This window comes from Rothia amarae (assembly GCF_014705945.2).
GTDB classification, from domain to species: Bacteria; Actinomycetota; Actinomycetes; order Actinomycetales; family Micrococcaceae; genus Rothia; species Rothia amarae.
In genome coordinates this window covers 2,301,401-2,313,079 of the sequence record NZ_CP061538.1, presented here as the reverse complement: position 1 = coordinate 2,313,079, position 11,679 = coordinate 2,301,401, and the positions used below count along the sequence as shown (strand labels likewise).

The window sequence follows — 11,679 nt, the reverse complement described above, 5'->3', positions numbered from 1 at the left end:
CCGCGCAAGCTTTTATGCCTCGGTACCTTCATTGGGGCGCTTGCCCAGCGAATCGTCCAGGCGCAACAGCCCCGAGCCGTCGTCGCCCACCATCTTAATCTGCGCAAGAATCTCCGAAACAGTAGCTTCCTCTTCAATCTGTTCATTAATAAACCAGTTCAAAAGAGGGCGGGAGTCGAAGTCGCTAGCCTGGTCTGCCTCGCGGTAAAGATCGCGAATGGACGCCGAAACTTTCTGCTCGTGCGCCAGCGCTGCCTCAAAAATCTCGGCGGCGGAAAGGCCCTGCTTAATAGTGTGGGCGGGGATAGCGCCAATATTGGAGTGGTTACCGCGGTCGGAAAGGTGCTGAATGAACTTGTTCGCGTGAACAATTTCCTCATCAGCCTGACGGCGCAACCATTCGCTCATGCCCGGTAGATCCTGCTCGTCAGCTTCGATAGCGAGCTGGCGGTAAACCATGGACGCGGCGAATTCGAGGGTGATTTGATCTTGGAATTTTTTCTCTAGTTCTTTATTCATCTGCATATTTAAAAATTTACCTCCCGGGGCAGGCGTTGTCACCATTATTTACGGACCATGACGCCGGGCGGGAGTCGGTGAAGGGGCTTGTCATAGCTCGTTCATCACATTTAGCAAAAATAAGTTTGCAGAAGTGCAATTTTTGCAGAACTGTAAGTAATATAGTTTCGTTCGCTTACCTATTCCCACGTGCTATCGCATCTGATAGCTACCGAGAAAATCTAAGCAACCGCCTTACTCTCATCGGTTCGAATCCAACAAGGATCCATTCACCAGAAGGTTTTTACTTGTCAACAGCAACAACAGAAGTTCGTTCTGCGGAAGCGTCTAAGAGTCCGGTCATGACGCACCGTCAGATCATGCTCGTCATCATCGGCCTTATGGCCGGCATGTTCCTATCATCGCTTGATCAAACAATCGTCTCCACCGCAATCCGAACTATTGGCGACGACCTCCACGGACTTGAACAGCAGGCATGGGTTACCACCGCCTACATGATCACCTCCACCATCACCACCCCCATCTACGGCAAGCTCTCCGACATGTACGGACGACGCCCGCTCTACATCTTCGGCATCATCGTATTCATCCTGGGTTCTTTGCTCTCCACTTTCTCTACTTCTATGGCAATGCTCGCAGCATTCCGTGCTTTCCAGGGAATCGGTGCAGGCGCGCTGATGTCCTTGCCCATGGCAATCATGGGTGACATGCTCGCACCTCGCGAACGCGCTAAATATCAGGGCTACTTCTTAGCTATCTTCGGTATCTCATCGGTCATTGGCCCACTGGTTGGCGGACTCTTTGCAGGCGCAGACAGCATCTTCTGGATCACTGGCTGGCGCTGGGTATTCCTCGTGAATGTTCCCATTGGCCTCGTAGCCCTCGCTATGGTGTGGAAATTCCTCCGCCTACCCTCCTTTGGCGAAGCAAAAGCAAAGCCTCGCGTAGACTGGTGGGGTGCGACCTTCGTCGTTGTGGCACTGGTACCCTTGCTCCTCGTAGCTGAACAGGGCCGCGAATGGGGCTGGGCTTCGGCAACCTCGATTACCTGCTACGTCGTCTCTGCTGTGGGCTTGCTTGCCTTCATCCTCACTGAATCCCGCATGGGCAACGACGCGATTATTCCGCTGCGTCTCTTCCGCTCCAAGCCGTTCTCGATGGCAACCATTTTGGGCACCCTCGTAGGTTTTGGCATGTTCGGTGCCATGATGACCATTCCGCTGTTCTTGCAGATTGTTCTTGGCCTGACTCCCACCGAATCAGGCTTTGCAACTCTGCCCATGATGGCGGGCATCATGCTCTCCTCGATCGTCTCCGGTATCTTGGTTTCAAAGACCGGCTCCTACCGCATCTTCCCGATTACCGGTACTTTCCTGGTGGCATGTGGCTACTTCTACCTGACCTTCATGACCATTGACCGCCCCCTCTGGTTCTTGATGATCGGCATGTTCATCATCGGACTGGGCCTCGGTCAGCTCATGCAGTCCCTTACCCTGGCAGCACAGAACGCCGTCGCGCCGTCCTACATGGGCGTAGCAACCTCGGCCGCTACCTTCTTCCGCCAGATTGGCGGCACCATGGGTACCGCGATTCTGCTCTCCATTCTGTTCTCGGTCATGCCCACCAACATCACCCACGCCATGAGCAATGAAGGGGACCTGCGTAACGGTCTCGACGCCGCACTCAACCCCACCGTGGCAACCGCACCTGCAAACCAGGGCGTCATGGATCAGATGTGGAACAACATCGTGAACCCCGTGAAATCCAATATTCAGACGCAGCTCGACGGCGCTACCGAACAGATCAACTCGAAGATTCCGGCAGGCACCCCTGCTGAGGTTCGCGCCCAGGCTTTGAACTCTGCGGCAGAACAGGCGCACGCCAGCGTAATCGACGGCAAGCTCGCAGTGGACTGGTCTGACGACGCCGAGCGCGGCTACTGGGTAGACCAACTCGCACCCAAGATGGCAGAAGAAGTCGCTAACAAAGTTGACTCAGAAGACACCAATTCTGATGCCTCAGCTTCAACCTCAGACACTTCCTACCTCAACGGTGCAGATGCTCGCCTGACTCGCCCCTTCATGGAAGGCTTCAACGAGTCAACTCTCGCTGTCTACCGCGTGGGCTTGGGTGTAATCCTTGCGGCATTCGTTCTAACCCTGTTCTTCAAGGTTCCGCCGCTGCGTAACGTCTCCGGTCTTCAAGAAAGCGCCGACGCCGCAGATGAAGCCGCAGCCGAGAACGCTGATAAACAGCGCGACCTAGACCGCGAAGGCGCAGTTCTCCATAGCCAGGTAAAAGACGCCTCCACCGGGGCCCTTCCCGTGCAGGTGATTGCAGCAGCAACCGACGCAGATAAAGCCAAAGATTCCGTAACAAACAACGAATCAGAGGCTCACTCTGGTGCACTCTCCACTGATGAAGCTACTGTAGACACAGCGAACCAGCGCGTGGGAAAACACGGCGAAATTCGCGCAACAGAAGCCAATGAATCAGGAGAGCCCGTGAAGCACGCTCAGCCGCGCCACACCGCCGCTATTGAAGAAACCGAAACTCCTGCAGGATTCACCCGGACTACCCAGCCCACCGCTGAAGCCCTGCTTGCAGATTCAACCAACCGCCGTCGCGATCTGCCGGTAGACCAGTCACCTCTTAAGAAATGGTTGCCCGCAGCAGGCATTTCAGCTGCCGCTCTTGCAAGTGGTGGGGTGCTGTTCTCGGTGCTGCGACGTCGTCGCAACCGCTAAGCGGTAATCACTGACTGAAGCAGCCACCGGACTCATGAGAGTGTCCGGTGGCTGCTTCTTTTTGTGTGTAGAGGCGGGGGAGCGGCGGGTTTGTACCAGTTAGATAGCACCGTACTGGTCATTTAGCTGGTACGTGGTGAGTTAGCTGGTACAAACGGTTTGAGCAACTAAAACCGCAGGACGCGCGGTCCGCCGTCCTCGCCCTCAGAAAGGTGAGGGTTGGATGCCGAATCCGCCGTCTCTGTCTGCTGCGCGAAGTCGCTACTGGGGGCAAAACGGGTGGTCTTTCCGCGCGTCTGCGACCCTGTAAGAGATGCAACCCCGGCAGATACAGAACCACTCTGGGAGGCACCCGAACTAGCGGTGTATGTGCTAAAAGAGTCCGAGGATTTATCGCCGTGAACGGGCACGAGCTTAGCCGCATAATCAGATACCGAAGGACTCTCCTGCACTCCGTACTTCTCCGGATTGGAACGCACCTTTTTCTCATGGTGCGCTCGCGAAAACCACGCTATGGGGCCAAAAATAGGTAGTCCGAGCGCCAGCAGTAGCCACCCAATTTTCTGCAGCTCATTGAAGTAAGGATTGCGGTGAATCGTAAAAACGCAGAAAAGTGCCAGTGCCAAAGATGCAAAAACGGCGATAAGGATAGCCCAGCTCAGCATCTCCGGCGGCAGGTTGGTAGCGGCAACATGAGTCATGCCATCTACCCTAGCGGTTTAGCCCAACTCGTGCCGTAAAGCGGTGAGCAAGTCTGTTTCGAAGAACGTGTAACCGCTTTGTTCGAGCTTGGAACAGCTCACGTTTTGGTCTGCGAGAGCTAGTTCGTCGGCACCCTGTTTTTTGAGCAGAAGTTGAGGCCCCAGGCGAGGAATGGGCAGAACAACCGGGCGATGTACCGCTTGCCCCACGGTCTTTGCCAACTTTTTAGCGGTAACGGGGGTGGGGGCGACGGCGTTGACCGGACCTTCGAGACTGTCCGTGAGCACGGCGTGTACATAGATGCCCGCAATGTCATCGAGCGACACCCAGCTTTGCATATTTTCGCCCTTACCTACGGCACCGCCTGTCCCGGTGAGGAAGAGGGGGAGCTGTAGCCGCAGGGCTCCACCCAGGGCACTTTGGACGACGCCGGTGCGCACGTTCACCACGCGGATTCCGGAGGCACGCGCTGGCTCGCAGGCGGCTTCCCATACCTGACATACTTCGGCAAGGAAATCGTCGCCAGCCGCAGACTCTTCACGCAGCAATTCTCCTGCACGCGATGAGCCGTAGTAGCCAATAGCTGAAGCACAGATAAAGGCACGCGGTCCACCGGTCGGAGCCAGCTTTGCCAATGTTTCCGCTAGTAAAGTGGTGGATTTTTGACGGGATTCGAGAATTTTCTTTTTGTTCTTTTCGGTGAAGCGCGTGTTAATGGATGCTCCGCCGAGGTGAATGACGGCGTCTGCGCCGTCGAACGCCGCGAGATCGATGGTGCCCTGGTCTGGATCCCAAGCAAACTCGTTGGGCGAAGAAGGTTCCTGGCGCACAAGCGTCCGCACAGTGTGTCCGCCGCCGGTGAGAAGTGCGCGTACCTGCGTGCCCACCATGCCAGATGCACCGGAAATCACCACGGTTTGCGGTTCAGAGTCATAGCGGTCGTGGAAGAGAAGATCGGCTTCAAGCCTGCGATTGCGCTCGTTGAACATAGCTTCCACAAAGTTTGTGATTCGCCGTTGCGCCAAAGGCTCAGTCTTCTTGAGCGCGGTGCCGAGCAACGACGTCGCACGGTGAGCTACCGATCGGGGCAGAGTCTTGAGCGCGGGAGAGACCGGGGTGTTCTGCGCATGGGGGAGTGCTTCAAAATCTACGGTGTCCCGAATAATGGTTTGGTTCGAGGTGGTGAGAAAATCGTGGGTGTGTTCCCATGATTTCAACGGCCCGGAAACCATGCGATCGGCAAAGGAATCTTCTGAAAGAGCGGTCTGTTCGCTCACCCATTTTTGAGTGAGAAGTCCACGGGTACCTGGTACTGCTGCTTGCACCACCGAGGTGTTTCCTGGTTCTAGTGACTGTGCTTCTTTTTCTACAGACCCTGCCCAGTGAGGCGTCAAGCGGGTGAGGGCGCCGGGGCGGCGATGCCACTGAAGCACTGTCTCTAACGGAAAATTGACGGTTGATAAGTGAGAATACTGGGTCATGAGGTCTTTCCTATCGGGATATTTTACTTCACAGTATCACTCAGTACCCTTACGAGTAAGCAAAACATAAAATAAACCGCCGGACTCTCCCCCTACATAAGGGCGAATCCGGCGGCTCACGGACGGCGCAACCAGCGAGTTTTAGGCTACTTACTTTACTTTTGCGCCAAAGTTGGTACCTACATGCTGGGAATAGCGGTAGAAGAATGCAGCGGTAGCGTCGCGGTTAATGGGATCTGCCGGGCGGAACGTGCCGTCGTCCCAACCGGTTGCAATGCCTCGTGTGTACATCCAGCTAATCTCCTTATAGAAAGGGCTCTGCGGGGTGAGGTCGCTGAACTGCGAATGGCTGGGAGCAACATAGTAGGGCTTGCCTGCAAAACGGTAGAAGAACGCTGCCATAGCTCCACGCTGAATCTTCTCGTGCGGGCGGAACGTGCCGTCGTCCCAACCGGTGGTGATGCCCTGATCGGCGAGCCAGGAAATCTCTTTATAGAAAGGATCGCCCGGTTTTACATCGGTGAACTTAGAGGTTGCCGGAGCAGTATATTCCGGTGAACCCGCTGCGCGGTAGAAGAACGCTGCCATAGCGGCACGCTCGGTTTGTTCGTGGGGGCGGAACGTACCATCTTCCCAGCCGGTAGTAATCCCCGTGTTAGCTAGCCACGTGATCTCATTATAGAACTGGTAATCGGGGGTGACGTCGCTAAATTCAGAAGCAGAAGTACCTGCCAGCTCAACGGTAGTACGCACCTGGGTACCCACTACGCCGGTGGGGTCGGTGAGGGTAACTTCGTGCTGACCTGCAGAAAATTTGTGTCCAGCTAACGAGAGATCTATCTTAGCGGCGCCGTCCTGTACCGGTACAGTGCCGATTTTTACGCCGTCCACAGCTACATCAAGCGAGGAAAGCGCAGGCACACCGTAGCTCTGAGTCGCAAGATTAGAGACGTCGAAAGTAAGTTTTCCTGCCAGGTCGTAGGATTTCGCAACGTTCTCCACGCGTACGCCCTGCTTCTCATAACGAGCCGAAACAGTGCCCTGCTCGCGCAAGTAATTCACAAAAGCGTCGGAATCAACCAGCGCGGTGTCTTTAGCATTGATGCCCTTGGACAGTGTGGTGAAATTATCGCCACCACCAAGCAAGAAAGAAGGAACGGCAACGGTGAAAGTATCAGAATCCTGAACTTCCTTACCATCCACAAAAATCTGCTGAATATGATTGCCACGCTGAGCGTAGCCAGCAGCATCTGCAGTACCTGAATAGGTGTATGTAACGTTCTTAGACAAACCAAGCTGCAAGTAGGGGCGCGCCGCCATGTTGCCGGCGGCATCCTGCTGCCACTGTTCCTCGAGAACCTGCTTGAGCTGAGCGCCGGTGAGCTCGGTCGTCCACAAGTTATTGGCAAAGGGAGTCACCGCGACGGCGTCGGCAACCTTCAAATCTCCTACAGCAGTAGAGAGTGAAGTACGCAGGCCGTTGGGGAATTCATCGCGCAAACCGCCGGGGTTCACAATGCCGATATCGGCGGGGGTGCGGCCGGTCGAATTCGCCGCCGCCAGGTACATATCCGCTACCAAGTGACCCATCGTAGATTCGCGGTCGCGCTGGTCAAAACCACCGCGGTTAGCGGCTTTAGCGGGATCCCAACCGGTAGTGATTTTATCTTTTAGAGTGGCAACCTTTTCGTTGCCCTTCTCAGCAGCGTAAGCGTTAGCATCGGTAAGGATTTTGTTCGTCTGGGTCAGTACCGGATCGGCAGCAATTTCCTCCGGAGTAGGGGATACCGCGCGCTTATGTAGAGTACTGGTATAACCCACAACGTTGTTCTGAGAATCAAGGGAGAGGGTGACATCACCCAGGTTATCGCCATAATTGCCGGTCTGAATAACGGGACGAGTTTTACCTGCCTTACCGGGAACCGGCGCGTCCATCACGTATTCCTGGTGAGTGTGACCGGTGAAGATCGCATCTACCTTCGGCGAAGTGTTGGCAACAATCGGATCATTCAGATTGGAAACATCTACACCCTGGTGGTATTCCGCCACAATGACGTCCGCTTCGCCGTTAGCCTCGTTACCATCAGAGAGCTGGTCTGCATACTTGTTAGTTGCTGCTACGGTGTCCCCGAAGTTCACGCTGGCAAGCGCTGAAGGGTCGGTGAGTTGCGGAGTTTCGGTGGTTACGGTTCCAATGACGCCGATTTTTGTGCCGTCAGGGCTGGTCACAATCGTAAAAGGTTCTAGAGCTGGTTTGCCGGTTGCTTTATCGGTAACGTTAGCGCCCAAAATGGGAAAATCTGCAGACTGAGAAATACGGTTCTGCAAATCAGCCAGACCTCTGTCAAACTCATGGTTTCCCGCGGCGCTCGCCTTCAAGCCCAGAGCGTTGAGGTAGGAGATGGTGGGTTCGTCGTCCTGCACGCTAGAGACGTAGAGCGAAGCGGAGACGTTGTCGCCTGCCGAAAGCAACACTGAATTGGAGTTTTCGGCGCGCTGCTGCTGAACGGTGTTAGCTAACCCGAGCCCAATATCCATGCTGATGCGACCGTGAAAGTCATTGATATTCAGCAGTTGTAGCTCACGCGTTCCGTCTGCTGCCTGTGCGGGCAAGCAGGTGAGGGGGATGACGACGAGGGCCAGGGAAAGTGCGCCAGCAGCACCGGCGCGGTTCAAGCGAGAAGTCACGGTTGAATCCTTAGGATGAAATGTGTGTTTTATTCCACTTCACAGAGTAGCCGGTGAGAGTGAATCTGAAATGAACGGCTCACAAAAATTCCTGAGAATCCGCGGAACCCAAAAAGGAAAGACCTTTTGATATGAGTAAATGAGTGAAAAGTCATTATTCTTTCTCGCTTTAAAACCGAAAAACCTCTTAATTTTTGCCCTCAAACATGGTTATATTTGTAGGCGGAAGAACCGACAATCATTTCGTCGGCAAGTAATTTGCGCGATTAACCCCATGGTTTCTTCCTCAAAACTCCCCATTCCCCTTCCCCATACTGTGAAAAGATTTATGTTCAATATCCCCCGCATAGCTATCCGTTCAACAGCTCTCTCTGTAGCGTTCGCCCTGCTTGCTACCAACATTCCCGCGCAGGCTGCTCCAGCGACAACCCAAGACTTATCCACACTGACTAATGGTTCAGAAACTAGCCAGGTGCAAGAAGCACTCCCTGAATCCGACGTCCTGAAACCTGCCCAGCTCGAGGCGGCTCCGCCCGTCACCGGCGATGGCAACCCGGGCGCTACGATGGGTCAAGGTCTCAAAAAAATGTCTCAAACTGCTAATCTTTCTGAGGCTTCTCTCAAAGAGGCGCAGCAAGAGGTTAAAGCTGCCCAGGACGGAAAGGATGTTGCAGTGAGCGCTCATGAGTTTGACTCTGCACTGTCCGACGCCACCGAGCACTCAAAGGAAAAAGTGACCTCCGGCGCCGCCGCAGTAGCCATCAGCCCCACCGGCTCTGGCGTGTTGGGTATGGACGTCTCCGGCTGGCAACCTATCGTCGACTGGGATGGCGAGTACTCTAAAGGTGCACGATTCGCCTATATTAAAGCGACCGAAGGTGATAGCTATGCCTCGCCGTCCTTCTCTAACCAGTATGTAGGTTCCACAGAAGCCGGAATGATGCGCGGTGGCTACCACTTTGCTATTCCTACTCTCGAATCCACCGGCGCAGAGCAGGCGCGCTACTTTATCGCTAACGGCGGCGGTTGGAGTGCTGACGGGCGTACCTTGCCCGGGCTGCTCGATATTGAGTACAACCCTTATTCTCAGCTGGGCGATATGTGCTACGACCTCTCGCCAGCTCAAATGCGTGCATGGATTCAATCTTTCGTTGATGAATACCGCCGTATTACGGGGCGTTACCCAGCTGTGTACTCCACCGCGAACTGGTGGAATACCTGCACGGGCAATTCCACCCTCTTCAACTACCTACCCCTACACCTAGCAAGCTACAGTTCTACCCCCGGTGCGATGCCCAGCGGCTGGACTAACTATGACATCTGGCAATACACAGATGACGGCCCCTTTAGTGGCGACTCCAATGTTTTCAACGGAACTTTGAGCGACCTTCGGAACTTTGTCACAGTGCCCACCTATAAACCCAAGGGCGCGCCTGCTACCGCCACCATGACTTTCCGCGACGTCCCTACCTCTCACCCGTTCTATAAGGAAATCACGTGGTTAGCTAATGCCGGCATCTCTACTGGCTGGGCTGATCGCACTTACCGACCTGACGAGAGCAATAGCCGTGCGGCAATGGCTGCCTTCCTCTACCGTCTGTCGGGTTCACCTGCATATACTCCTCCGGCAAAGTCTCGATTCAAGGACGTTCCCACCTCGCACCCGTTCTATAAGGAAATTAGCTGGCTAGCGGCAACCGGTATCACCACCGGCTGGGCTGATGGTACTTTCCGTCCCGATGAGAACATCAGCCGTGCCGCTATGGGCGCTTTCCTCTATCGCTTAGCAGGTTCACCTTCTTACGCTCCAACGGCAAGCTCTGCCTTTAAGGATGTCCCGACCTCTCACCCGTTCTATAAGGAAATTAGCTGGTTGGCATCAAGTCAGATTACTACTGGTTGGTCCGACGGCACTTTCCGAGCAGAAGACGCGATTAGTCGAGCAGCAATGGCGGCATTTATTTACCGTTACTCGCGTATTGCATAAAGGCTAAACGAGAACTAAAAAATACACAGTTCCGGTAAAAATACATTCTTTAGCATGTATTTTTACCGGAACTGTGTATTTTTTTGAGCAATTAAGAAAGCTATATCCTAAGCGGGCACGGCGAGAAAGCGGGGGCGGGTGTGATTTTCATAAGGGATTCCTAAATTTCTCTAAAAACGGTGGGTAGAAAGAGTGTTCTCTATATCACAAATACTAGAGTAAGTATCATGTAAAACAAAGTGAAGAAAACCGGTTAGTGGTCGGATGGCGCCGAAAAAGAGAGTGATTCTTTAGAGTCTAAAAAATATAGACTAATCAGCAGGCTATAAAACCGTTCTACTTATGGGTGAATAGTTTTGGAAGAAAATAATCCTTTATGTCAGGGGAGCGAAATATTTGAGATCTTGACCCAAATGTTTCAAACCTAAATCAATTCCAATCTTCCACACATCAGCACGATGTCCGCCGGTCCTAATAGTTTCCACTACCACCGAAGTCGGCGGGGTAACTGCCGCGACGAATCCCGGCAAATCCTCCATTGCTAGCGGGTCGTCGTCGCTGGCGAAGAAGTAGATATTCACATTCGGCTTATCCTCTTTGACCCGTTCCGCTAATAAATAGCGGGAATCGTTTTGGTCATTCCGCTGCTGACCATTGGAGTAAATCGGGGCGAAATAGCCCGACTGGTTAAGCGAAGCACCAAAAATATCAGGGTGGCGCACCGCAATCATAGAAGAGCACCACCCACCTGCCGAATACCCGCTGGTTGCCCAAGCCCCTGGCTCATCAATAGTGCGCAGATTCTGCTGAATCCACCCCACTAAATCCTGAGCAATAAAGGTTTCTGTGCGGTGGGCAGGGGAATTTTTGCCGCCCTGAGTGCCGTCAACGCACTCGGTATCCGTAGTGCCGGGCATGACGTCGGGAATAACCACCACGGCGTCCTGCATATCTCCTGCCGCAACGGCGTCGTTGATTCGCTGGCCCATCTGCAGATCGCTCACGTAGGTTTGCGGGCTACCCGGGTAGCCGGGGAATGCCATAATGACCGGGAAAAAACGGTTCTTATCCTGGAAATAGGATGCCGGAAGCCACACCAACACGTTGTAGGTTTCGCCGCTAACCTGCCCATCGAGGGTGAAAGGGATGTAAGCCCCCTGCGAAGTATCGGCGGGGATGTGCGCGCCAAGCACAGGATTGTTGTGAATATCTGCCTGAAGTTCGCTGGGCTGATGCAACACTGCGGAATGAGTATGCGCGGTTGCCTTGCTCTCGGGGCTGGCACCAAATTCTTTCTGGACAACCGTCTCATCCGCCGGATTGCCGGTTAGGGAACCCCAGGAGGGATACCAGCTGTTCTCTTTGTTAAGGATGACGACGGCGGTAAGCAACAACAGCAGGGCCGTCAAGATAACCGAGACACCCTGCACCACGTACTTAGTCCAGCCCCTCTTCCACAACCGCGGAACGCCCACAATGGTGCCAATGAGAACCAGGGCGGTGACAGCAACCACCAGCCAGATGAACAGAGAATCTGTAGGTTGCACGTGCGGCT

General features: G+C 54.2%; 7 protein-coding genes. 2 read left to right on the top strand and 5 right to left on the bottom strand.

Annotated elements, in window-relative coordinates:
* Positions 1–12 precede the first annotated feature (12 nt).
* Entirely contained in the window at positions 13–525 is a 513-nt protein-coding gene (locus IDM48_RS10745; protein ID WP_190617387.1) for a ferritin, read from the bottom strand.
* Positions 526–860: 335 nt separating this feature from the next.
* Here IDM48_RS10745 and IDM48_RS10740 point away from each other — a divergent pair, with 335 nt between their 5' ends.
* Positions 861–3,266 carry an MDR family MFS transporter gene (locus IDM48_RS10740; RefSeq protein WP_190617385.1) on the top strand — a complete coding sequence of 802 codons (2,406 nt, stop codon included), beginning with the start codon at positions 861–863 and terminating at the stop codon, positions 3,264–3,266.
* Positions 3,267–3,433: 167 nt separating this feature from the next.
* Here the strand turns inward: IDM48_RS10740 and IDM48_RS10735 are convergent, their stop codons facing one another.
* The 3 genes from IDM48_RS10735 to IDM48_RS10725 all read right to left on the bottom strand — a co-directional run bounded on the left by IDM48_RS10735 (position 3,434) and on the right by IDM48_RS10725 (position 8,137).
* Complete coding sequence (locus IDM48_RS10735) at positions 3,434–3,967, bottom strand: PLD nuclease N-terminal domain-containing protein (protein WP_068171972.1); 534 nt, start codon at positions 3,965–3,967, stop codon at positions 3,434–3,436.
* 18 nt (positions 3,968–3,985) lie between these two features.
* Positions 3,986–5,449, bottom strand: a complete 1,464-nt coding sequence (locus IDM48_RS10730) for a TIGR01777 family oxidoreductase (protein ID WP_190617383.1) — start codon at positions 5,447–5,449, stop codon at positions 3,986–3,988.
* Positions 5,450–5,599: 150 nt separating this feature from the next.
* Positions 5,600–8,137 (bottom strand): S-layer homology domain-containing protein, encoded by a 2,538-nt coding sequence (locus IDM48_RS10725; protein ID WP_151145644.1) that lies wholly within the window; start codon positions 8,135–8,137, stop codon positions 5,600–5,602.
* 328 nt (positions 8,138–8,465) lie between these two features.
* Here IDM48_RS10725 and IDM48_RS11690 point away from each other — a divergent pair, with 328 nt between their 5' ends.
* Positions 8,466–10,124 carry a GH25 family lysozyme gene (locus tag IDM48_RS11690; RefSeq protein ID WP_190617381.1) on the top strand — a complete coding sequence of 553 codons (1,659 nt, stop codon included), beginning with the start codon at positions 8,466–8,468 and terminating at the stop codon, positions 10,122–10,124.
* 374 nt (positions 10,125–10,498) lie between these two features.
* On the opposite strand, the gene IDM48_RS10715 is transcribed toward IDM48_RS11690, so the two are convergent.
* Positions 10,499–11,671: an alpha/beta hydrolase gene (locus tag IDM48_RS10715; protein WP_190617379.1), complete on the bottom strand. Its 1,173-nt coding sequence runs from the start codon at positions 11,669–11,671 to the stop codon at positions 10,499–10,501.
* Positions 11,672–11,679 lie beyond the last annotated feature (8 nt).

Bases quoted from the DNA above. Each gene is read 5' to 3' on its own strand.
- IDM48_RS10745 (WP_190617387.1), bottom strand. From the start codon at position 525: ATGCAGATGAATAAAGAACTAGAGAAAAAATTCCAAGATCAAATCACC.
- IDM48_RS10740 (WP_190617385.1), top strand. From the start codon at position 861: ATGACGCACCGTCAGATCATGCTCGTCATCATCGGCCTTATGGCCGGC.
- IDM48_RS11690 (WP_190617381.1), top strand. From the start codon at position 8,466: ATGTTCAATATCCCCCGCATAGCTATCCGTTCAACAGCTCTCTCTGTA.
- IDM48_RS10730 (WP_190617383.1), bottom strand. From the start codon at position 5,449: ATGACCCAGTATTCTCACTTATCAACCGTCAATTTTCCGTTAGAGACA.
- IDM48_RS10735 (WP_068171972.1), bottom strand. From the start codon at position 3,967: ATGACTCATGTTGCCGCTACCAACCTGCCGCCGGAGATGCTGAGCTGG.